16 protein-coding genes and 2 pseudogenes are annotated in these 23,637 nt (G+C 39.7%); 12 read left to right on the top strand and 6 right to left on the bottom strand.

Going from position 1 to position 23,637, the window contains the following annotated elements:
* The first annotated feature begins 141 nt into the window (after positions 1-141).
* Positions 142-573: a response regulator gene (locus A4S05_RS21810; RefSeq protein WP_069071889.1), complete on the top strand. Its 432-nt coding sequence runs from the start codon at positions 142-144 to the stop codon at positions 571-573.
* Positions 574-628: 55 nt separating this feature from the next.
* On the opposite strand, the pseudogene A4S05_RS21805 reads toward A4S05_RS21810, so the two are convergent.
* Positions 629-1,126 (bottom strand): annotated as a pseudogene (locus A4S05_RS21805) (helix-turn-helix domain-containing protein); the annotation flags it as partial.
* A 442-nt stretch (positions 1,127-1,568) separates the two neighbouring features.
* Positions 1,569-2,396 (bottom strand): YwqG family protein, encoded by an 828-nt coding sequence (locus A4S05_RS21800; RefSeq protein ID WP_069071888.1) that lies wholly within the window; start codon positions 2,394-2,396, stop codon positions 1,569-1,571.
* Positions 2,397-2,510: 114 nt separating this feature from the next.
* Here A4S05_RS21800 and A4S05_RS43480 point away from each other — a divergent pair, with 114 nt between their 5' ends.
* From A4S05_RS43480 to A4S05_RS41850, 4 genes are all read left to right on the top strand, one after another.
* On the top strand, positions 2,511-2,639 hold the full coding sequence (locus A4S05_RS43480; RefSeq protein WP_256091075.1) for a hypothetical protein: 129 nt from the start codon (positions 2,511-2,513) through the stop codon (positions 2,637-2,639).
* A gap of 220 nt (positions 2,640-2,859) precedes the next feature.
* Entirely contained in the window at positions 2,860-3,717 is an 858-nt protein-coding gene (locus A4S05_RS21795; protein WP_069071887.1) for a nucleotidyltransferase domain-containing protein, read from the top strand.
* 1,123 nt (positions 3,718-4,840) lie between these two features.
* Complete coding sequence (locus A4S05_RS21790; protein WP_069071886.1) at positions 4,841-6,931, top strand: beta strand repeat-containing protein; 2,091 nt, start codon at positions 4,841-4,843, stop codon at positions 6,929-6,931.
* A 342-nt stretch (positions 6,932-7,273) separates the two neighbouring features.
* The gene (locus A4S05_RS41850; protein ID WP_176727066.1) at positions 7,274-7,411 is read left to right on the top strand and encodes a hypothetical protein; all 138 of its coding nucleotides are present in this window, start codon (positions 7,274-7,276) and stop codon (positions 7,409-7,411) included.
* Positions 7,412-7,428: 17 nt separating this feature from the next.
* Here A4S05_RS41850 and A4S05_RS41845 read toward each other — a convergent pair whose 3' ends face one another.
* The 4 genes and pseudogenes from A4S05_RS41845 to A4S05_RS40480 all read right to left on the bottom strand — a co-directional run bounded on the left by A4S05_RS41845 (position 7,429) and on the right by A4S05_RS40480 (position 11,473).
* Positions 7,429-8,649, bottom strand: coding sequence for a hypothetical protein (locus tag A4S05_RS41845; RefSeq protein ID WP_176727065.1), 1,221 nt, complete (start codon positions 8,647-8,649; stop codon positions 7,429-7,431).
* A 104-nt stretch (positions 8,650-8,753) separates the two neighbouring features.
* Positions 8,754-9,689 (bottom strand): annotated as a pseudogene (locus A4S05_RS21780) (hypothetical protein); the annotation flags it as partial.
* Positions 9,690-9,723: 34 nt separating this feature from the next.
* Positions 9,724-11,091, bottom strand: a complete 1,368-nt coding sequence (locus tag A4S05_RS21775) for an IS4 family transposase (RefSeq protein WP_141699776.1) — start codon at positions 11,089-11,091, stop codon at positions 9,724-9,726.
* Between the two features lie 121 nt (positions 11,092-11,212).
* Positions 11,213-11,473, bottom strand: a complete 261-nt coding sequence (locus A4S05_RS40480; protein ID WP_141699775.1) for a hypothetical protein — start codon at positions 11,471-11,473, stop codon at positions 11,213-11,215.
* Between the two features lie 203 nt (positions 11,474-11,676).
* On the opposite strand from A4S05_RS40480, the gene A4S05_RS39195 reads away from it, so the two are divergent.
* The 7 genes from A4S05_RS39195 to A4S05_RS21745 all read left to right on the top strand — a co-directional run bounded on the left by A4S05_RS39195 (position 11,677) and on the right by A4S05_RS21745 (position 23,610).
* On the top strand, positions 11,677-11,844 hold the full coding sequence (locus A4S05_RS39195) for a plasmid partition protein ParG (protein ID WP_084227195.1): 168 nt from the start codon (positions 11,677-11,679) through the stop codon (positions 11,842-11,844).
* A gap of 87 nt (positions 11,845-11,931) precedes the next feature.
* Entirely contained in the window at positions 11,932-12,999 is a 1,068-nt protein-coding gene (locus A4S05_RS21770) for an effector-associated domain EAD1-containing protein (protein WP_069071884.1), read from the top strand.
* A gap of 125 nt (positions 13,000-13,124) precedes the next feature.
* Positions 13,125-14,540, top strand: coding sequence for a hypothetical protein (locus A4S05_RS21765; RefSeq protein WP_069071883.1), 1,416 nt, complete (start codon positions 13,125-13,127; stop codon positions 14,538-14,540).
* Positions 14,525-15,562, top strand: a complete 1,038-nt coding sequence (locus A4S05_RS21760) for an AAA family ATPase (RefSeq protein ID WP_069071882.1) — start codon at positions 14,525-14,527, stop codon at positions 15,560-15,562. Before A4S05_RS21765 ends, A4S05_RS21760 begins: the two co-directional genes overlap by 16 nt.
* Complete coding sequence (locus tag A4S05_RS21755; protein WP_069071881.1) at positions 15,559-16,878, top strand: hypothetical protein; 1,320 nt, start codon at positions 15,559-15,561, stop codon at positions 16,876-16,878. The genes A4S05_RS21760 and A4S05_RS21755 overlap by 4 nt, the downstream gene beginning before the upstream one ends.
* Entirely contained in the window at positions 16,875-20,180 is a 3,306-nt protein-coding gene (locus A4S05_RS21750) for a dynamin family protein (RefSeq protein WP_084227194.1), read from the top strand. Before A4S05_RS21755 ends, A4S05_RS21750 begins: the two co-directional genes overlap by 4 nt.
* A 37-nt stretch (positions 20,181-20,217) precedes the next feature.
* Complete coding sequence (locus tag A4S05_RS21745; protein ID WP_256091071.1) at positions 20,218-23,610, top strand: acetate and sugar kinases/Hsc70/actin family protein; 3,393 nt, start codon at positions 20,218-20,220, stop codon at positions 23,608-23,610.
* Positions 23,611-23,637: the final 27 nt, after the last annotated feature.

Here is a 23,637-nt window from a genome sequence, read left to right as displayed (position 1 = left end):
ATATTAGACCTGAATCCTTACGTAAAAAACCTTCTATATAAACCAGGGGACAAAATTTTAAAAGTCCCCTATTTTATTTATTGTAATTATAAATTATGTTATATCCTGCGTTGCTCAAGCAAGTAATGGTTAAATTTGATTATGTTAGAAAATACTGAGGCGGCAATTTTATCAGACCAGAGAATAGAGATAGATATTATCTTTAAAGGATTAACAATACTTGTAGTTGATGATGACAATAATCATCTAAGTTTAATAAGGTATTTACTTTGTAAATATGGAATTAATGTAATGTTGGCAGATAATGCTTCGTTAGCATTTGAACTAATTCAACAAAACACAGTGGATCTTTTAATTTCTGACATTGTGATGCCAGGAAAAGACGGGTATGGGTTAATACAGCAAGTTAGGTCACTACCACTTTCCCCAATGAGAGAAATTCCGGCAATTGCTTTAAGTGGTGTTTCTAAAGGAGAGTCCTATGAAAAAGCGCTTGCATCAGGGTTTCAAACTTATATTCAAAAACCTTCAAACCCTACCTGCTTAATGGAAGAAGTAGCAAAATTAATATAGTTGGCTGTAAAAATCGTCAAAGGGTTTTAAATAGATTGAGGTACACTTGTAGTATTTAAATAGTGCCTTTTAAAGCGAGTGCATAATGTTGTTTACGCCAAGCATGAGGAGGTAAGCCATGATGTTGGCGAAACTGGCGAGACAAATGAGATACATCTTGGTAGCCTAATGCTTTGGCAATTTGCTCTACTGTCTGCTCATTATTTTGAAGTAATAATCGCGCTCCTAGCATCCGGCGTTTGACGATCCAGTTGTTTACAGTTTCTCCTGTTTGCTTTGCGACTTGATTAGTTAAATAAGCAGGTGAGTAACCAAGCGCTTGGGCGACATCACACAGACTAATTCCTTCATGATAATGGGCTTCTATAAAATCAAATATTGCTTTTAATTCTGGAACGTTGGGAAAGATTGATGTTTCTTGGACAATTACTGAATTCTTCGTTGCAGACATGGAGTTAAAAGCTTTCTGAAATTTAGTAGCCCACCAGGATTGAAAAATAGCCTGTCTTTCTAAGCGGATATTAATCGCTTTAAGTAGCTCGTCTAATGTTGAGTTGACTGTTGACTGTTAACTAAAAACTCGTGAACCGTCAACGGTCAACAGTGAACAATAGCAGTGGAATATTTTTTTACTTGGAAGTCCCTAAAGCCGGATCATCACTCCAGCATTCCTGCAAAAAGTCAAACCCCGGATTCTCGCCCGAATTCGCCGCTCGATTCAATTTTTCCCTTCTTACAGGTCGCACCTCATGTGACCATTTTTCAGCATTGGTGATAGGTGCGGCGGGACTTTTATCTTCATCACCCCTGTAACAATTGCATAAAAATATGCTGCCGCAGTTTCAACAAAAAAGTGATGGTCAGTTTATCCAGTAGAGACACGATGGCAGTTCCGTATGAGCGATCGCAGTATAACTTGACCTGTTGTGTCTCAGGTTTCCTCCTTTCCTTATAAACAGCAATAAACACGGCTTCTTGTACATTCCACCGAAACTTCAGCTTGATTCAAGGTTCACGTAGACTGTAGAAAAATCCAGCTGCTTCAAGTCTTCGCCATGAATAAGTACTTGCAGGTAGCCAGCATCGCTAAACATCAGGTCAACTGCTCTGCTAGAATCGACTTCCAACAAGTTATGCCAGTTCTGGGCGCGAGTCATGTCTAAGGTCTGCCGTTGCTCGTAGTTGTAAAGCCATTCGGGGTTCACCTCCCTAACTATATAAGCATCCTCCCGTGGATCATGCCCAATGCCCGAAGCATGACCTAGTAGTTTACCGACACTGTTTTCACTGAGAGTTCTACCCAAATCATTTAACTTGAGTTCGTCCAAGTTGAGACGAGCGCACAGCTGCTCAAAATCATTTGTTGCCCAACGCGGGATATCGGGAAACAACTCAAACTCTAGACGGTGAGTTACTAAATTATCGTAGCAATCTGTAATCAAACGAGTATCTTGGCTTAAATGTATCGACTCTAAAGGTTCGCTCCCATCGTAAAATACTAGTTGTTCGGCACTATTAGAGCTTTCCGAAGCAAACAGATAAAGCATTCCCCGCTTTGTCAAAGGATTGTCTGGAAAAGTGGGTAATTCAGCAAAGTTAATCTGCAAGATAAAGCAAAGGTAGCGGTCTAAAAAACTGTTTTTAGGCCAAGGAATCGACAAGGGTAAATCTGGAACTCCCCCAATACGGCTTTGTCCTTTATGTCCTGGTTCAGCTTGTCCAAGCTTTAACAAGATAGCCGGGCGCACACTTGCCAAAATCTCATCTTGATACTCTGATAAGCCATGCTCATGAATCAGCGTTGTCAAATCCTCCAAATCCATGCTTTACCTGCCTGTCTTTGCTTTAGTTCATTACTTAGCAAAATAACACTGCTGTTTCACTCTTTAGCGATCGCCTGAAGTTAAAGATTCTTAAAAGTATCGGATTTTTTAAATATGCAAGCCCCCCTCAACACAAACAATGCCCCACTGCGGAAACTTTACCAGCAACTTCTTAATAACTATCACCAGCGCCGGATCATTCCAACACTCCTGCAAGAAACCCAACCCCGGATTCTGCCCTGAATTCGCTGCAACGCATGAGTTTCTGCATACGCTCAGGTTGCATATTTGCCCTTGCAACAATCGCCTTATGCGACCACTTTTCAGGATTTGGCACAGACGCGGCTCAGAAATTATACTTTCATAATGACAGTGAGCCTAAACGAATCAATCGCATTATCGATTTAAGTAGCGATGCCTTTAAAATATAAAATGATAGCGATAGGAATGTAACAATCGCTCTATGAATCAGGAATCGCCTCAATTCATCAACCATATTGTTTCAAGTTTGCGGTCAATTGAGGGAATTACAGCTATCTCATTGGGCGGTTCACGGGCACGGGGCAACCACACCAATAAGTCAGATGTAGATTTGGGAATTTATTATAATTCAGAAAACCCGCCGGATTTAATTGCTCTAAATCGCCTTGCCTATGAGCTTGATGATAAACATCGAGTAGATTTGATTACTGCGATTGGTGAATGGGGAAAGTGGATTAACGGCGGCGGTTGGCTTGTGGTAGAAGGTGTAGGTGTAGATTTTCTCTATCGTGATTTGGCGAAGGTGAATCGTGTGATTGATGATTGTCATGCTGGACAAATTACTATTGATTACCAACCAGGACATCCTCATGGTTTTGTATCCTCGATTTATATGGGGGAAATTGCTATTTGTAAGGTACTTTACGACCCGGATGGTGTTTTAGAAGCTTTGAAGCTCAAAACAAAGCCTTATCCAGTTGGGCTGAAGCAGGTAACTATTGACACTTTCGCCTGGGAAATCAGTTTCTCGCTGGTGGTTGCAAAAAAGGCGATTGCACGCGATGATGTCGTTTACGCAGCAGGTTGTTGTTTCCGCAGTGTGGCGTGTATGAATCAGGTTTTATTCGCTCTTAATGAACAATACCTGTTGAATGAAAAGGGAGCAGTGGCAATCGCAGCTAAGTTTGCTATTTGCCCTATCGACTATCAACAACGGGTTGAGCAAGCGTTTGCACTTTTAATTGCTTCTTCAAAATCGATAACCGAAGCGATCGCTATTCTTGAGGCGATTGAGGATGACTTGAGTCAATGGTATGGAAATCGACGATTATTAATGTAATTTTTATTATTATTTGGCTGAGGTATAGCTAAGTGAAACTATTTAACTTTGATGTAATAATATTAAACGAACAAGGACAAGAAAGCAAACGTGAACAGCGTCAAGCCGAGTACTTGACCGAAAGCCTGGGCAACAACATCACTCTTGAAATGGTGCTGATCAAGAGTGGTAGTTTCATGATGAGACATAGCTGAGACGTTGATGTTTCTAAGATATTTTCAGTCTCGGTGTTTTTTTATGACTTTTTTGCTGATTCTCAATCAATCTTAGCGATCGCCTCCGGTGGGCGCTTCGCGCCATCGCAATACTTGCTCAGTTTCTTATGCTTCATATCTAGTAAGCTTTTTGCCTTTTTCTAAACGTCGAACTCACGTTAAATTAGAGTATTACATTTTACTCATGAGATAAATACTTGTTTGAGAGTAAAGGCAAAAATAAATGCTTCACTCTTCAGTAAAAACCCTTTATTAGTAACACGATAAATTGATATTTAATAGCTGTTTTTACGTTGCTGGCACTTTTAAAGACTTGGGATAAAGACTCTAGTGCAAACGCATCTAAAGTATAAAAATCCTTTAATAGCAAGGGTTTCAGCGTTTTTAAATTTAGCCTATTTTTTCGTCAAGATCCTTATCCACCAAGGGTTTCATAAATACCGTGCGTTCGCCCTGATAAAGACTCTGAACATTTTACAGATGAACACTTACTTATTAATACTGCTGGAGAACTTAAGTACTTGTCACCAAAGTCACAATATAAGCACGGTTTCTAACTCAATATTGTCATCTATTCAAAGCTAATGACATTTATTTGAACTTTAGCGAAAATTATTCAATCACTTGAAAGGCAGCTTGCAAAAGGCTTTCGTGAGCTATTCTTTTTTTTTCACATGACGTTAAAAGTCAGAATCTAGTAAGGTCTGTCTGCAAAGTTCATAGTGAATAAGTTTTACAAAAACCAATATTCTGCATAAAAGAAGAATGTATCTCTGAGTAATACTTAGCAGCTAAAAACTATAAGTTTTGTAGTTCAAAGACAGAAACTAGTACTTTCATATTCTCTTAGAAATGAAGTATTAGTACCTGATTATTCACTTAAAAATTAAGAATTAGGGGTATTTATCATGGCAATAAATTGGATTCCAGGCCCAGGTCCGACTAATGGAGCAGATATAGGTATTAGTGATGCCGCTTCTGATAACTTCAGCGGTTTGGGTGGAAATGACACCCTCAATGGTGGAACCGGAAATGACACCCTTAATGGTGGAACTGGTAATGACTTGTTACAAGGTGGTGACGGTATCGACTGGCTATTCGGTGGAGACGGCAACGACACCGTAGTAGGAAATCGTGGGAACGACATCTTCAGTGGCGGAAACGGCAATGACCGACTCATCTGGAACAACGGTGACGGTAGTGACAAAATCAGTGGTAACGCTGGCTATGACGTGGTTGAAGTTAACGGCGCAGGGGCAGCAGGAGATACCTTCCGTCTACAAAAGGATGCTCAAGGCAGAGCAATCTTTGATCGACTTAACCTGGTTCCCTTCACCCTAACTGTAGACAGTGCAGAGAGGTTTGAAATCAATGGTGGTGGTGGTGATGACATCTTGGATGTCAACAACCTGGCAGGAACTGGGGTAAATGCAGTACAGTTCACAGGCGGGGCTGGAAATGACTTGCTTGATGGTACTGGCACAGCTACACCATTAAGCGGCTTTGGTGATGATGGAAATGATACCCTCAATGGTGGCACTGGAAATGACACCCTTAATGGTGGAACTGGTAATGACCTGTTACAAGGTGGTGACGGTATCGACTGGCTATTCGGTGGAGACGGCAACGACACCGTAGTAGGAAATCGTGGGAACGACATCTTCAGTGGCGGAAACGGCAATGACCGACTCATCTGGAACAACGGTGACGGTAGCGACAAAATCAGTGGTAACGCTGGCTATGACGTAGTTGAAGTTAACGGCGCAGGGGCAGCAGGAGATACCTTCCGTCTACAAAAGGATGCTCAAGGAAGAGCAATCTTTGATCGACTTAACTTGGTTCCCTTCACCCTAACTGTAGACAGTGCAGAGAGGTTTGAAATCAATGGTGGTGGTGGTGATGACATCTTGGATGTCAACAACCTGGCAGGAACTGGCGTAAATGCAGTACAGTTCACAGGCGGGGCTGGTAATGACTTGCTTGATGCTAGTGGCACAGCTACACCATTAAGCGGCTTTAGTGGTGAGGGGAATGACAGCCTCTATGGTGGCGCTGGAAATGACACCCTTAATGCTGGAACTGGTAATGACCTGTTACGAGGTGGTGACGGTATCGACTGGCTATTCGGTGGAGACGGCAACGACACCGTAGTAGGAAATCGTGGGAACGACATCTTCAGTGGCGGAAATGGCAATGACCGACTCATCTGGAACAACGGTGACGGTAGCGACAAAATCAGTGGTAACGCTGGCTATGACGTGGTTGAAGTTAACGGCGCAGGGGCAGCAGGAGATACCTTCCGTCTACAAAAGGATGCTCAAGGAAGAGCAATCTTTGATCGACTTAACTTGGTTCCCTTCACCCTAACTGTAGACAGTGCAGAGAGGTTTGAAATCAATGGTGGTGGTGGTGATGACATCTTGGATGTCAACAACCTGGCAGGAACTGGCGTAAATGCAGTACAGTTCACAGGCGGGGCTGGTAATGACTTGCTTGATGCTAGTGGCACAGCTACACCATTAAGTGGCTTTGGTGGTGAGGGGAATGACAGCCTCTATGGTGGAACCGGAAATGACACCCTTAATGGTGGAACTGGTAATGACATCCTTATCGGTGGTAAAGGTAATGATATTCTGACTGGTGGTGGTGGTAGCGATCGGTTCGTGTTCAACTCAGGCGCTTGGTTCAATAGTGCTGATCTAGGTGTAGATAAAATTACTGACTTCAGCGGCATTTATGACAAAATTGTTTTGGATAAGACAACTTTCGTCGGACTCAACAATCTGTCTCAGATTAAGATAGTAGCTAATGATGCAGCTGCTGCAACTAGCTCTGGACTCATTACTTACAGTCTTGGAACTGGCAACTTGTTCTTCAACCAAAACTCGACATCGCCAGGCTTTGGGACAGGTACTCTGTTTGCCAACATTGATAACGATAACAATCCATTCACAGCATCACCAGCATTGACAGCTACGAACTTTGATATCGTTGCGTAATCACAAAGAATCTAAGCCATATCTGCAAGCTTGCAGCTACATCCTAATAGACGCAATAATCACCATTGCTAATTAGGGGTATTGAATCCTCCTCGTACTTCAAGTGCTGGGAGGATTATAATTATAGATAGGCATTATTAAAAAATGGAGATTTAGTTAGCTACAAAGTAATTTTAATTAAAAGATAAAAATGAATTGCAGGTTTTCCCAAACGCCATTTTAATTCGAGCTTTGCACTCGTCAGTGGAAACCAAAGGCATGGCATCATCAGTACCTGAAACTATCAATGTTTAGAGTCACCAGGGCAAAGATGGTGGAATGGCACAGTTTCTCTGTGGGGGTATGATGTACGCAATCGCCTCGTTGCTGATGTGTTTTCTCGCTTTTGGACAAGAATTTATCAAATTCACCAATGGTAAAGAAACACGTAGAGGTGGCTTGGCGTTGGAAGTGGGAACGAGTGCTGGAATATGCCAGTAATTAAAATGGCGATCGCGCTAACCCTCCCACTTCACCAGCACTCCATCCACAATCGTAATCCCCCACTGCGGAAACTTCACCAGCAGCTTCTTGATCACAATCTGTAAAGCCGGATCATCATTCCAGCATTCCTGTAAGAAGTCAAACCCCGGATTCTCCCCTGAATTTGCCGCTCGATTGAGTTTTTCCCTTCTTAGAGGCCGCATATTTGACCGTGCAACTATCGCCTCATGTGACCATTTTTCAGCACTGGGGATAGGCGCGGCGGAACCTTCGCCCCCATGATCCGCTTTCACTTCAAGGACAGAGACTTGATTTTCTCCCGAAAAGGAAGCAGATTGACCCTGTTCTACTTGCCCCGGTGTTTGATTAGCGATCGCAGAATTTAAAGATTTTTCATTTTGGGCAACAGGCGCGGCGGAATAAGCACCTTCATGAGAGATTGTCGGCTCAACACCACAATCCTGGTTTTCTCCTATCAACAAAGCAGATTCACCCTGTACAGCATCTACAAGCGTCAGCGATGTACAGTCCGTTACCGCAGGTAATTCTTCCTCCAACTCTTTCACGCTTTCAACAGTCTGAGGCGACGCGCCCCTCAAGGGCGCGTGAGCCGTCTTCTCCTCACGCAAATTTCCTGTAAGCGTGTCAGAGAAACTCCTCACAATCTCTTTTGAAGAGTTTGTGAGGAGTTTCTGACCAGTTCGTGAGAGTTCCTGGAACCCTTGCTCTGACTCACTTTGATCTAAAATAGACGCTTTATACAAAGCACCTATTTCTTCGGAGCCAGCATCTATCTCTGAATCCCCAGCATTTGATTCTCGTTTTTCAGTATTTGGTTCTCGTTTTTGAGAATCTGGTTGCTGATTTTCAGCATTAGCTTTCTCCCAAAATTCCTTCATCCGGCTGCCATGTAAATTCTTCACCATCCAGACAACGGTTTCTCGGCTATCCTGTATCGATTTGTCCGGCTTGAAAATGAATAGGCTACTGTCGGAAAGAATTTTCTTCGCAGAGATAAAAGTACTGTAACCCATCCCAGTAGAAAGCGGCATCCACCGAGAACCATAAGGGTCAGCCGTCCAGCATTCTTGCCACAATTGCGTAACTGATGGCTTTTGCTGCGATGCCCAGAGCAAATCTTCAATGGGAATAATCACATGAAGCCTTTTATACGGTGACTGTGCTTTAGTAGCAGCAGACTTTTTGAGCTTGGGTCTTGTAATAGTTGCGGTCATTCTACAATCTCCTGTTATGTTGACGCACGGAAATTTCCCCCACTGTGATGCGGGGCAAGGTACTTGTATTTGGCTATCTAAAAAGTCGTCAGTACACTGAAAGCCTATTGAGGTTGCCAGAATCGCAACTCGTCGCGGAAATACCTGTCAGCTTTTTTCGATTGCTCCTTCCAACAATCCCAGGCTACTATCAACTCTTCGCCCAAATCCTCTACGACTTCACCCCTCTCGACATACAAAGTACGGTATGGGTCAGCGTGAGCAACTATAGAGCCGAGTCCGATTGTGTCCGATTGAGAGGATGCTTTTTGGAGTGCAGTAATTAAATCAGTCTCTTGGGTGGTCAATTCTGCCCAATAGTCTGATTTAATCACCTCATACTCTTGCGCCACTGCCCAATAGTCCTGCCAAGCACACCCAGGTTTTGCAAGTACCTGCCGAATATCACTAACCGCTTGGGGTAGCATTTCTAGTTGCTCGGCTCGGTAAGCGATCGCAGATGGTGTAGGTTCACTACCTAAAATTAGCGCTGCTGCCTCCAATGCCTGAGTATTGTTCATGGCATTGGCTAAGTTTTTCAAAGCCATGCCCATCAACCGTAAGCATTCCTGAGCATTCTCCTTGGGTGGTTCCTGGGCTAGCGATCGCAAATCAATTGTCTGCTCTAACGCCTGTTTCACCTGCTTATTCAACGCTTTGGTAGCCTGTTGCGTCATAGTATTTCCCCACTGTTGAGAAGGGCGCTGTTCTACAGCGTGTTCCAATTCCTGAATACGTTGCTGGAGTTGTTGATTTTCAATCTCCAGTTTTCTTAACCCCTCCATCTCCAAGAGGCGTTGCTGTAACTGGATATTTTCTTCTTTCTGTTGCTTAAAGAGTTGTTGCAGAGATTGGATTTGCTCTTGCACTTGTTCTTCTGCTCTGGCTGATACTTCTGCTTGTAGCCCAATCCTCAATTCCTGCTGTAAACGCTCTAGTTCCTGCTGGTGTTGCTCTTTGATTTGGGCGATGGCCTCAGAATATTCTTTTGGGTAAGTCCGGAATGGCACTAAGAAAAGCCGAAACGCTTGTGTATTAAGCAGTTTGCAACTGCTTTCGTAATTCGTGCCGGGGTTTGGTCATTAAGGGATAAGCTTTCGGGCGGCGTTTACGGACTCGTGGTTCGTTTCTAGCAGGACGGTCAGGAACAGCCTTGTGAGCAATAACTTTTAGCAAAGTGCGATAAATCTGGTGGCGTTTTTGAGAAGTTGCTGCTAATAATTTGGGAATAAAGTTAATTAAATGATGGCGAGTACCTTGCAGTGATAGGCGATTTGGAGGGGTAGTATAAGTAGTTCCAGCCGACCACATTAAGCTACGAAGTAGATTGTAAGCCAGCAAATAAACGTAAATTTCTTTGCGGATCATCGAGGGTGTTTTACATCGCAGAATATCCATACCCAAGGTAGTTTTGAGATGTCTTAAATTTAGTTCAACATCCCAGCGTTGACCGTAAAGTCCAACAATTGCCAGAGTAGAATAAGAAGATCCATCTAAAAGAGTGGTAATTAAGCTAACTTGTTGAGTCCGAAAACCAGGAATAACAATATAATAGTAAATCTCTCGCACAGTTATTGAAGGAGGTAAAGCATTAAATTCATCTTTATCCAATCCTTTTGGGCAAGTTTTAGGCTTATACCAAGTAACTAATTTGTCGCAATCTCCAATAATTTTACCTTTTCGCATAGTTGTTGTGCGAGATTGATGTTTACGAAACACGACATCACAATTAAACTTTTTGATAGTAAACATATCGGCGTAAGCACAAAAAGCTCTATCCCCTACAAGCACATCATTAGGTTTGAGAAAACTGTACAGTTTTCTAGCTAATTTAATATCATGAGTGTTTAGAACATCTATGCACAAGGCAACGGCAGCTCCCGTTACTAAACTGAATATCACACCAATTTTGGCAATTGGGAATCCACATTCCGGCTTTTGACTACTGGGTTGTGGGTATTCTTTTTGGTTTTCTACAGTGTCAGGCATAGAGACCGTCGAGCCGTCTATCACTAAAATATTTCGACCACACCATAAATGTTCTTGAGTTACTATCTCTTCCAGTTTTTGTGCTGAATAATTGAAAAGCTTTTCTAACAACTTTTCTGGTAATCTTGCCCGTGCTTGGCAGTAAGCACTCGTATCTGTTGAGGGAACTTCTACTTCTGACTCAGCCAAATGTGCAATTATTTTACTCACAGCATTATTACAAGTTTTGTCTGTATCTAATACTTGAGATAAAAATGCCCATAAAGTTACGAATGGGTCAAACAACCGTTTTTTATATTTGATTTTTAGCTCAGATATTGCAAGTTTTATTGCAGATTCTGGCAGCAATTCTTTAAAAGGTAGCCCTAAACCCTGACTAAATTTATCCTTGAGGATTTGTACTCGTAGTGTCACAGTAGTAATTATGGTATTTGCTTGCTCGTCTCAAAGAAAGTATTTCATGAACGAGTAAGCTTTTTCTACCTCCAAAAAATTTTTAGATTGTACATCATCCTTCTATCCGCGATCGCCTGACTTATGCCATTACTGCGGGAGTGAGCCTTAAAGTTGTAGTCCTTATCCTGCATAGCTTATAGCTTTTCTTAGTGCCATTCGGGTAAGTCCGCTCACTCGATTCGGACACAATTGCGTCATTTAAATCAGCCAAATCACTATTGTTTACCAGCAGCCTCTCACCATCAGCAAAGGTGACAATCTGCTGCCAGTGATTCGGTGCGTCTGCCTCAATTACTCCTGATTCTCCATATCTGGGATGTGATTGTGATGAAACAATCACAATCAGCCAATCAATTCAAGCGATGAATTGTTTTTAAACGCTTAAATCCAAGCTGAATAAAGGAAAAAATCTAGTATTTTGTGAAGAAGCTTAAATTTGCTTAAGCGAACTCTATCGTAAATCTACTGAGACTGCTATAGTCAGTCTGGAATCTCGTTCTGTACATTTGTAGCTTTGTATAGACACTATCTACACTAACCATTATGCAGATTAGTATCACAGACGACCTGAAGAAACGCTTTCATGCTGCTTGTGCTTTGCGGGGGCTGAAGATGAGTCATGTTGTAGTGGAGATGATTGAGCAGTGGTTGAAGGCTAATGAAGCCCACTCTGTTAGCGAGTTAGAGGGTAGAAAAACTGTTGTGAATTGAAGTTGGTAATACATCTGATGAGAGAGTATTTAGTGAGCGGTAAAGATTTATCAGTTATCACTTGTTTGATTCACATAAGAGAATAGTATGAAACTGCCTGGTTATCAACACGAAAAACTATCGGAAGCTTTGCAAGATGCATTTCGGGATGAAGAAAGATTTGAAAGATTTGTAAAATATAGATTTGACAAAAACCTATATAGGATAGTAATTGCCAAGAATTTAGAACAATTGGCATTTAAGCTGATTGACCGTGCAGACGCTGAAGGATGGGTTAGAAACTTAATTTTAGGTGCGCGTCAGTCAAATCCTGGAAACCAACAATTAATTGATTTTTGCCAAGATTTTTTTACAGATACTTCATTTCTTAATATTTCTTTGCCGGCAGAGCTATCAGAAAAAGATTCATTGGAAAAAATTATTAAAAAAACTAATTCTTTCCTAGATTTTGGTATATGGGTAGAAAAGATAAGTCAAATTCTGCCGCAAGTATGCCGTATTGAATTTCCCGGAGGTACAGCACAAGGTACAGGCTTTTTGATTGCACCAAATGTGGTTATTACGAATTTTCATGTAATGGAAGACGTAATTAATAAACAAGTAAGTTATAAGGATGTTGTCCTAAGTTTCGACTATAAAACCCTATTAGATGGTCAGTTGAGCGACGGGAAAAAATACCGTTTAAAAGAAAACTGGTTGATTGCTAAAAGCCCATGTCTACCAGATAAAGAAAATCCATTGCCACTAGACTACACTTTGTTTCGGGTAGATGGAGAGCCAGGAAACAGCACTATTGGGGAACCAGGTTCTCCAGCACGGGGATGGATTAAATTGCCCACTGAACCATATTATCAATTTTTGCCTAATACTCCGTTATTTATAGTGCAACATCCAAAGGGTGAGCCATTAAAGCTAGCATTAGATACTGATGCGATTATTGATATTAATGAGAATGGCACAATGGTTAGATATAAAACTAATACTGAGCCTGGTTCTTCTGGTTCTCCTTGTTTCAACAGTAACTGGGATTTAGTAGCACTCCATCACAGTGGAAAAAAGGGGGAATACAATGCTGGAACGCCGTTCAGTGCTATATGTCAGCATTTAGAGGAACAAAGATTATTGAATGCTTTACGAAGTGGTCAAGCAATGTAGCAATCCGAATTAAATCGTGAGGAGAGACGTAAATTTGACAATGATAATAAAGTGCCTATGTAAAGTAAACTAATTAAAAAAGTTAGCAAAGTATTATTTTCTAGTAATTATCGCTTTGATTATATATGGGCAAAATTAAACTAAAAAATGGTAAGCAATGGCAACTACTTTCACAAGCTCTGTGTGATGCATTAAGAGATGAGTTTGATTTCGGAAAGTTAAAAACTTATTACTTGAACGATATAAGCGACGAGTTTAAATCTATAGCTACTACTTCTGATAACTTAGAAAAGCTCGCTCTTAATTTTATTCAAATAGCAGAAAAATGTCAATTAATTGAGGAATTACTTGAAAGTGCGCTTCAGATAAACCCTAATAATAAAAAATTAAAATTTGCTAATGCTGTTATTACTTTAAATCATATACTTGAGCCTTTTGAAGGACAACATCTTGTAGGAATGCAGAATTCTTATTTGGCCTGTTGTCCTGAAAAATATCAGGGGAAAAATAATCATCAAAAGTCTGTGCCTAATTCTTTTGAAAAATTGTTGAATGAAATTTTAGAATTAGAAGAATTAGATAGGCTTTTAAGGTTTGCAGCTTATTTTTATGTGCAAGGTAACATTCCTGATTTGAGGGAATTAAAAGAATGGGGCGAAAAAATAAATGATAACTTTTCTGACTTATTGACTAAGATCACAAATAACAATAATCAAGATAAATTAAAGAAAGAAGATTTGTATAACCATTTACTTAACCTAGATTTTATTGATCAAGTAGAGTTATTTCTATCTTTTGTAAACAAGTGTTCAATAGGAGCTTACATAATTCATGGAGAAAAAGGTTATGGACAAAAATGGCTATTAAAGAGATTGATACTGTCCACTACTAAACATAATCCAGCGAATATAATTCCGATTAACATAGATATAAATAATTATTCTAACCCTAATATTAGTGTTCGCATTCGGAAACAACTAAGTAACAAATATGGTATTACAGATAAAAATCCGATAGATAATGAACAGAACTCAGATGATATTATAGACAAAATTATCGAAGCCGTGTGTACGAATTTGAAATTTGAAAGTGTGATTATTATTTTGGATGAAGGAAATGCTGTGCTTGCCCCAGATATAAACAAGTTCATTGAAAAACTATGGAAACCACTAACTAAAAAAGTAAAGAATGATTATCGTTGCGATCATCAGCATAAGCTATTACTGTTTGTAGTTGACTTAAAAGGCAGTGTAGATCAATGGAATATTCCCTTGGCTAATTTGTCTCAAAATAACTATGAGCCTCATTTAATAATAAAATTACCAAAAATTCAAAAAATAACTTGCGGAATATTGACGGGGTGGATAGATAATAAAATCGACATATTACCAATAGAATTGATAAATAAAATTAGGATAAATGTTGAGGAGATATTAGCGAACAAATGCCAAGGTGGTGAGCCTTTGTCAGTACTAGAGTATATTTGTGGAGAATGGGGGTATGACTGGTATGATCTGGAGGATAAATGGCTGAAATGGTAGAAAATCAACAACTAATATATACAGGTGAAGTTCAACCACAACCTGGTGATAAAGATGAAAACGGACAATTATTATATCCCTATCTACCCAGTCATGATCTAGTAGAAGTGGTTAACCTAGCTATTTATCTAAAGCGACCCCTTCTCCTTAAAGGAGAGCCTGGATGTGGTAAAACCAAATTAGCTTATGCTGTGGCTCATGAGCTAAAGCTAGATTACGAAGAATGGAATATAAAATCTACTAGTAGAGCAAAAGACGGACTGTATACTTATGATGCAGTTGGACGCTTGCGAGATGCTCAATTAGCTAGTGCAAATAGCCTTTCAAAGGAAGATTTCAACGAAATTAATGAACGGTTTAGAGAACCCATTAATTATATAAAATTTGGGCCGTTAGGAAGAGCTATTAAAAATCAAGAAAACCGGACAGTACTGCTGATTGACGAAATTGATAAGGCTGATATTGACTTTCCTAATGACCTATTAGTAGAGCTTGATAAATTTAAATTTGAAATTGAGGAGACTGAAGAAACATTTAGTGCTAATCAGCATACACCCATTATTTTCATTACTAGTAATGATGAAAAAGACTTGCCAGACGCATTCCTGCGTCGTTGTCTGTTTCATTATATTGAATTTCCCAAAGATGACAAGCTGAAAGAAATTATTAACGCTCACTTCTCAAATGAAAAAGAAGAATGGTTAACGGAAGATTTGTTAACTGAGATTATCAACAGCTTCGGAATAGTACGAGATGAAATGCGTGACCTTAAAGGACAATCTGGCAAGATAGTCAGTACTAGTGAATTGTTAGATTGGGTTAAAGCTATCATCTATGAAATTCAGAAGAATAAGAATAATGAAAATAACGCAAATAATGAGAATCAGAAAGTATTACACTGGTTTAAAGAAAAGTTGTTTGAACAATTGTTGCATCCTGGTGTGTTGTTAAAAAACTGGGAGGATTACGAAGTTGTCAAAGAGCGATTCAAAAAGCGAATGGAATCAAAAGGCAAGTCATGAGTCAGGAAATTGTAGAGAAAACTCAAGAAGCTCAAACAGAAGAATTGCTACTGCTTGACCTATTCATGGATTTGCGTAATGCAGGCTTACGTTTAGGTATTGATGAATATAAACTACTACAAAAAGCTTTGCAAGCAGGATTTGGTAGTGACCTTGATTCCCTCAAACGTTTGTGTCAGGCAATATGGGTGAAGTCATCTGAAGAGAAGCGTTTATATGACGATCTTTTTGAAAAGGCTATAAGAAATTTAAAAACACAAAATTCTGCTTCAGTTGTTGTAGACAAGGAATCATCCTCTAGTCTAAAACCCCAAACACCCGAGACTCCCATCAATGAGTTTAAACCTCAGGAGCCAACAGCAGAATCGGTAGATGACAAATCTGAGCAAATACCCCCGCCTTTAAATGACACAACATCAGAACCGATAGATGACAAGCTTGACGAACCAAGTCCGTCCACCCAAAATGCGGATGAGTCTTCAACTCAAGCACCCTCAGAGGCAAATGAGGCGCAATCAAGGGATACTTATTACAGCACTGATGGCACTGAATTAATTTGGTCTAACTTTGATCTAGAACCAACATTAAAAACTGAAAATATTGAAGATGAGAAAAAGGTAGTTAAAGCCTTATCAATGAAAACCTTCATGTTAACAGGAGAATACTTTCCAGTCACAGCGCGACAGATGAAACAAAGCTGGCGTTTCCTCAAGCGTCCAGTGCGTGAAGGACTACCAGTAGAGTTAGATTTAGAAGCTACAGTTAAGCAAATTGGATACAAAGGTATATTACTAGAGCTTGTGCTAGTACCTCCCCGTGTGAATCGGGCTGAGTTATTTTTATTACTAGATCAAGATGGTTCAATGGTGCCATTTCACTTACTATCCAGTTGCTTGGCTGAAACGCTTTTACGTGGAGGACGCTTAGGAAAAGCAGGTATCTACTATTTTCAAAATTGTCCGACTAAAAATCTTTATTGTGATTGTTATCGCCAAAAAGCGCAGTTAATAGAAGACTTTATTCGTCCACTGCGTGCTGAACGTTCATCAGTTTTAATTTTTAGTGATGCTGGTGCAGCTAGGGGAGGGTACAGCAAAGAACGAGTTAAATTAACTAAAGAATTTCTTGATAAATTGAGACGTAATGTCCGTTATGTGGCTTGGCTAAATCCTATGCCGAAAGAGTCTTGGAAAGGCACGACAGCACAAGAAATAAATAAAATTGTTCCAATGTTTGAATTTAGTCGTCGAGGGCTTCAAGATGCTGTCGGTGTACTCAGAGGACGCCCGACAATTTTTGAAGGACGCACGATATGAGTAGTGAAATTGCTCTAAGACGTATTAAGTATTTTGAGGATCGCTTTGGAAAAGATATTCTGATTCTAGCTTATCATGCTGCTTTTTCCATAGCACTTACTCCTGATTTATTGTATCGTCTTTGGGCAAACTTTAAGCAAGATATTGATGGTAATGCACTGAACATTCCTTGGGTAGCAGTAGCAAATGTGTTGCTTTCTACCTTAGTTGATGAGGTTGGATATGAACTTTATGAAATGGATGGAGCAGTACGCACTGAGCTACTAAAACGATTAAAAAATGATTCAAGATTTGGGCAGCAACGATTAACAGAATTGTCGTATTTTTTGCAAGCTTATATAAAGCAAAAACTTGAAAGTAACGACCCCTATGAACGCGATTTGGCTCAAGTCCAACAATGGACAGCACTAGCTTTTGTAGAACCAAATGAAGCAGCTCGTCAACTCGCTTCAGAACTCAAGAAGGTCTACAACGAACAAAATCAAGATAAATATGAGCTAATGCGACTGGCATCTATAATAGAAACTTTAGCCGAACCTTTAAAAGATTATCAGCCTCTTCTAGTTTACTCTCGTGGAATATTGAATTGGGTTCTTGATAACAAGGAACTTGCAATATCTCAATTAGAGAACTTGCCAAAAAGAAAAAGGCGCTCAGAAAGAGAAGGAAAAGAATTAATTTTATCTATTCTTCGGCGTCAAAAGCGAGCCCCAAAAAAATTTAAGTTTGAAAATCCTATACTAGAAAATCTGTACAAATACAAAGAGTATGGCGAGTCTGTACTCCGAGTAGTAAAATCGTTGGAACCATACCAGTCCTCAGCAAATGAAACTTTAGACAACCCCAAAGTTAAAGACTGTCTAAAAAGCCTCCAAGATGCTGCCGAGAACACTGTGAAACTGGCATCCTCGCCTGTGAAAATCGCCGTTATGGGAGAATTTAGTAGTGGTAAAACCCTACTAATTGGTAATCTAATTGGCTACGCAGATGCCTTACCAGTCAGCGAAATACCCACCACAGGCAACGTCACAGCTATCCACTTACTTCAGCAAGAAGAGTTAAAAACTACTGAATTTGATAACTTTATCGTAGAGTATCTTGATCACGCAGAGGTGAAACAATGCCTAGAATTTATGTTGGAAAAACCAAAAGAATGGGCACAACTATCTGAACTTCCTGCTTTACCTCAAGTAGATTTAGAAACATTAAATAGAGATACCCTAAATCCTTACGAGGACTGGTGTAAGGAAGCATGGAATCAAACTCAAAACCAAGAACTACATTATCTGCTGGGAGAGTTGATCATTTTTATTCGTACTTATGTTGACTATGGAGCAGATTTATGTGGTCAAAGCCTCAAAATAACTCACGCTACTGCTCGTGAGGGTTTAAAACTAACCAGCATGTCGGTTGTAACTCTAGATACGAAATTTGAAGAGATACCTGCAATTTCTAAGGTAACTGTGAATAAAAACCGACCCTCAGTAGAGTTATTGCAAAACACCTTTTCACTCATCCGGCGTGTAAATATTGATGTCAAAATATCCAAAGAAATTTGGAATCTGGGAACAACACAAGATACAGCAAAGTTTATTCTCCTAGATTTTCCTGGATTGGGTGCGGCGCATTCGGGAGTCAGAGATACCTTTGTGTCACTGCGAGAATTAGAGAAAGTACAGACGATTCTCATCCTACTTAACGGGAGGACTCCAGAAAGCCGTAGCGTCAGTGAAATCTTCACAATGATTCAGAAAAAAAGACCCAAACAACCCCTCAAAGATTTCATATTGGTGGGAGTGGGTAGATTTAATCAACTTTCCATAGAAAGTGAACAAAAAATTGACGAACTGATTAAGTCTGCTGCTAATGATTCCTTGGCAGAAAAAACTGTTTTCCAACAATTGAGCGGACTCAAAGCTATCATTGATCAAGCTTCAGCATTGACAAGTCAACAAGACCGCATTGTCTTGTTAGACCAACTGATAGGTTTGGCAGATTTAGCAAAAAATTCCGGTGCAGTAAAGGTAGGTTCTACAGAGTTTCGAGCTAGATTTGAAGGTCAAACCGATATCGGTTTACAACAGTCTAAGCTGATGCGCGATAAGTGGCAAAGCTTAAGTGAGGTTCTTTTAAAAGCAGACCCAGACAGTTCTCTTGGGAAACAGCTTGGTTACTTTGCACAACAAGGCGGTATCCCTAAACTACGGGAGTTGATCTTAAACCATGTAGCTGAACACAGTTTGAGGCAATTATATGAAGACACTCGTAAGGATGCCGAGAAATTGCGTCAACAACAAAATCAGCTGAAAGACATATTATCAGATTTAGGTATAGACACAAAAGAAAGTCAAGCTTTAATTGATTTGCGCTCCTATCTTGACAACATGAAAAGCACCTACAATCGCATGAGAGATAATTTAGGAAAAGAGCCGCTAAAAAACGCAAAAGGAGTTCCTATTAGCGATGTTATCAAAGATGAAATAACTTATAAAATACTTGAATGGAGCGAGTGGCATTTGCTGTTCAACAACTCCCAAGATGGCATAATCATAGTATCTCAAGAAGAAGATGATGATGAGGATGATGAACCTCGTCGAAGAAAGAGGCGCACTAAAAGTAACATCCCTACGAAAAGTGATGATTTTTATAAGGTATTTGACCGTACTGTTAAGGAATTACAAGATTTGGCTCTTGAGCGAATTCAACAAGCAATTATCAACTTCTTACAACAATTGTCTGATAAATTAGTTCCAGAGATAAAATACTTCGATGAAAATCTCAATGAAACAATGGAACAAGATATCAGGGATAAACGTGGTAAGGATGAAGCTGATCTATTTGGTGATTTCTTTGATACCTATGCTCCTAAAAAATGGCAAGAATATATCATCACTAAAACATTCAAAGACGACAAACCTATTGATGCAAATGGTATATTTCCCCTAGCACATAAGGATGAAAAACATGAGAGTGGTCAATTTTTTGATTGGGCACCAGAGCGCAAACAAAATATTTCTATGTCTGCCCAAAACCCCCTACCTCAAATACTGCGACTGCGAGATAAGTTAACTACTAGCCTGATTCTACATTTAGGGGAATATGTAGCTCAAATTAATAAGAGAGTTGATCAAGCGATTTTGAGGGAATTAAAAGATTTCACTTCTACACTAGATGATCTGCTAAAAAAAGAAGCATTGCTAAGACTCATGACAGGTGAAAAACAGGAGATTAATGAAGCTGATTCTGTCTCGCCTATTCTCTCACAAATTGCCTCAATCTCTTCCCCTGATATTTATACTTGAGGAAATGTATATTAAAACATAATAGGATATTTATAAAATGTTAGAACCAATCGTAGTAGACGTAGCAAGCTATGTACTTAAAGAATTAGCATCAATTGGGTTAACAAAGTTAAAAGAAAAAATCCTAAATCATACATCAGATGAACCCACACCGAGAGTAGAAATCAAAGAACCAGAAATTAGAAACAAAATTGAAGAAACATTCCTAAAGCTAGATAATATTGATGAAATTAGAAATAACAATCAAAAGATGACAGAACTCATTCAAGAGGTGTTGAGTGAGGTTAAAAGTTTATCTACAGGAGATCCTGACTTAGAAGTAGCATCCGATCAGATAGTAATTTCCCAACAAGGGCAGGTAAAAGACGAAGAGTTAGATTCAACTCTGACAGATCGGCTAAAGAGAATTGAGAAAAGATTGGATGAAATTGCAGCTACAAGACTTCCAGAACCTTTTAGCACAAACCCTGAACGAAAAAAACCATTTCCTGGTTGGTTAGCTATAGATTTTGGCACATCTAATTCTACTGTGACACTCTTTGATCCAATTGAAGCACCAATTGCATCCAACCTGCCAAAAGAACAAGAAATCCGGTTACGCCAACGATTAGCACAATGGCTGAGTTCACCTGCTACTAATGCTTTACCAGGTGTCAATGCTAGCGAGTGGGAAAACTTTATTGATGACATTAGCAAAAATTTGCAAATAGAACCAAATCGGTTACATGAATTTTTTCAAGCTGATAACCAAGACCGATACCTAGAAGGTATTCGCCAAATCGAACTGTGTTTAGGCACAAGTGAGCAATTTCGTAGGTCTGTCAGCAAAAAACTTTACCAGATATATCATGAGGTGTTCCGCATCCCAACCCTAGAATCTCAAAATCTCATTCCAGTTGTTCTGGATCTTGACAGACGTGGTGTAGAAATTTCTAGTGAGTTGGAAATTACAAGTCTGAATCCTTTAAAGGTGAGAATGGGTAGAGAAGCAAAGAATAACAAAAACAAAGCGATATCTCTAAGCACAAGCAATTCCTTAGAAGAAATTATCAGCAGATTTCATCACTCACCCAAACGGTACTTTGGTCAATATCGTCACTTCTTAGTTTCTGTAGATGGAAAACAAGAAACCATTGAAGTCAACCAATTGATCCAAGCTGCTTGGGGGTATCTAATCGAGTTAACCGACGACTACCGCAAACATCCAAGTCGTAGCTTTTCTAAAGGAGACTTTCAAAAAGTAGTAGTAACTTACCCAACAATAACACCACCACTTGTTCGCAAGCAGGTGAAGCAGCTTGTAGAAAATCTTGGGATTGATGACGTACAAACCGTTGACGAAGCTACTGCTGTGGTAATATTCTATCTTTGGCGAGAATTTGGGGACGGACTCAACATTGACATGGAGTACTTCAAGACCCTTTGTCGCCGAGAAGGTCACAATTGGTCACAAAATGTCCTCGTTTTAGATATTGGTGGTGGAACAACTGACTTAGCCTTGATTGAACTGACTTTGAAATATATTACTCCCTTTAGAAATGATGAAGACCAAGGGCTTGGGGGGCGATTTTATCAAATTACTCCTAAACTGTTAGGTTCTTCGGGCCATTTACAATTAGGCGGGGAATTAATTACTCTGCGAATGTTTCGATTACTGAAGGTGGCAATAGTTGACTGTCTGCTGACAGCTATAACAACAGGCGAGTTGCAAAATGACAAACTCAAGGATTTAATTCTCAATCTCAACGAGCGCTTTCTTGAAAAAGATGAATACAAGCAAGGCTCACTTTTAGAATGTATAGATAAACAATACCCAGAACGTGAATATGCTGCTTACAAAGATGCTCTAGATACGGCAGAGCAAGTGTTACCCACCCGTTGGAAAGATGCTCCCCAACGATTGCAAACTTTTTATACTCTGTGGGATTATGCTGAGACTGCCAAAATCAAACTAGGACAAAAGTCAGCAGAAAATGGTTCTCCTTTAAATTTTACTCTCTCTGAGCAGCAAATTTCTGAACTACTAAGCCAAATTGGAATTGACTATATCCAGAAGGAACAAAACTTTAATAATTTTTATGTCACCCTCAGCAGTGAGCAATTTGAACGAGCAGCATCTTCAGTGATTACAGAAGCAATAGGCATTGCTAAAGCACTAATGGAAAGTCGTTTAAGTATCCAGAATGATAACGAATATAATTATGATACCGAAGATAGTTATGACACAGAAAATGAAAAAGTTGATTGGTTGATTTTATCTGGCAAAACCTGCAATATCGACCTAGTTAAACGCGAAATCTACCAAGATTTTAGCAAGTCTGATTACTTCGTGTGGAATCCAGAGCGTATTACCTTTGATCCAGAATTTAGCAAGCTAGCTACCTCTGCTGGAGCTTGCTACATCGAGAAGATAAGACAGCTGCAATTTAGCACGGAAGAAACTAAAGAATTGCTGCGTAGGGGAGTAAGTAGGCTGCGTATTGATGTTCAAAATTTATTTTATTATTTGCCCTGTAACTTTAGAAGTAGAACCCAAACTAGTACTGATTTCTTAGACATCTTTAAAGCTGGACAAGAGTTTTATCAAATCTCTCCCAACGATCAGGCAGTAAAAATTCGCAATGATTGGTCATGCATAGAATTGATCAATATTATTTACCGTCACGACTATGAGGGTGGGCAATTACAACTTTGGGGTAGCTTCAATGGTGACAATCTCCGGAATCAACTCAAGCAGTCAGATTCTCAAATGAACTCAGATAACTTCTTTCGAAATGTCATCAAAATTCAGTTTGAAATTGATTCTACCTTAGATATCCGCATTCTCATTTGTCGAAAAGAACCTCATTATTTAATTGATGATCGCAATGGTGATGGCATTGATCTCACACAAGTAACAACAGCAACTAATGCAACTACAGAAACACTAGCATTATTTTCTTCAGAAAAATTTAATCATGAAGATATTTTTGCTGGCAAGGTGTTAGAGTCAAACGCTGTGAATCTCTCAAACAATTTTCATTTAGTCTTTGCATCTAGCAATTCTAATACTCAGTTCCAAAAATTTCGCTATAGCAGCGATAGCAACCAGCCGCCAGTTAGAGGTTTAATCAGCAAACCTTTGCCGAGTTTTCCAGAAAGCGGTAAGTACATCTTTTATACTCGCAACATAGATCCGCAAACAAACGAGCAAAAATGGTTGGTAATTGGTGAACTCAAGAAACCAGATGTGACTCTAGAATTTCCTTGCCAATATCGCGTTAGTTTCGATGAAAAAGGTATTTTACGCTTGCACGTTGGTGAAGTTCCTTATTGGGAATCAGACAATCAAGAATGTCTATTAGAAGAAGGATGCGTTTTTCGCACTGGATTAGATTTGCAACCTAATGAAGTTGATAAAGAGCGCGACCCGTTTTGCGGTATACATTAACAAAGGTCAAATTGGATGCGATATTTA

This window comes from Nostoc sp. KVJ20, assembly GCF_001712795.1.
GTDB lineage: Bacteria > Cyanobacteriota > Cyanobacteriia > Cyanobacteriales > Nostocaceae > Nostoc.
Note: the sequence above shows the minus strand (reverse complement) of the source record. Positions and strands in the feature narration are given on the sequence as shown.

Coding starts and splice junctions, on each gene's coding strand:
- A4S05_RS41845 (WP_176727065.1), bottom strand. CDS start 8,649: ATGACCGCAACTATTACAAGACCCAAGCTCAAAAAGTCTGCTGCTACT.
- A4S05_RS39195 (WP_084227195.1), top strand. CDS start 11,677: ATGCAGATTAGTATCACAGACGACCTGAAGAAACGCTTTCATGCTGCT.
- A4S05_RS21745 (WP_256091071.1), top strand. CDS start 20,218: ATGTTAGAACCAATCGTAGTAGACGTAGCAAGCTATGTACTTAAAGAA.
- A4S05_RS21800 (WP_069071888.1), bottom strand. CDS start 2,396: ATGGATTTGGAGGATTTGACAACGCTGATTCATGAGCATGGCTTATCA.
- A4S05_RS43480 (WP_256091075.1), top strand. CDS start 2,511: ATGCAAGCCCCCCTCAACACAAACAATGCCCCACTGCGGAAACTTTAC.
- A4S05_RS21765 (WP_069071883.1), top strand. CDS start 13,125: ATGGGCAAAATTAAACTAAAAAATGGTAAGCAATGGCAACTACTTTCA.
- A4S05_RS21795 (WP_069071887.1), top strand. CDS start 2,860: ATGAATCAGGAATCGCCTCAATTCATCAACCATATTGTTTCAAGTTTG.
- A4S05_RS21755 (WP_069071881.1), top strand. CDS start 15,559: ATGAGTCAGGAAATTGTAGAGAAAACTCAAGAAGCTCAAACAGAAGAA.
- A4S05_RS21760 (WP_069071882.1), top strand. CDS start 14,525: ATGGCTGAAATGGTAGAAAATCAACAACTAATATATACAGGTGAAGTT.
- A4S05_RS41850 (WP_176727066.1), top strand. CDS start 7,274: ATGATGTACGCAATCGCCTCGTTGCTGATGTGTTTTCTCGCTTTTGGA.
- A4S05_RS21810 (WP_069071889.1), top strand. CDS start 142: ATGTTAGAAAATACTGAGGCGGCAATTTTATCAGACCAGAGAATAGAG.
- A4S05_RS21770 (WP_069071884.1), top strand. CDS start 11,932: ATGAAACTGCCTGGTTATCAACACGAAAAACTATCGGAAGCTTTGCAA.
- A4S05_RS21790 (WP_069071886.1), top strand. CDS start 4,841: ATGGCAATAAATTGGATTCCAGGCCCAGGTCCGACTAATGGAGCAGAT.
- A4S05_RS21750 (WP_084227194.1), top strand. CDS start 16,875: ATGAGTAGTGAAATTGCTCTAAGACGTATTAAGTATTTTGAGGATCGC.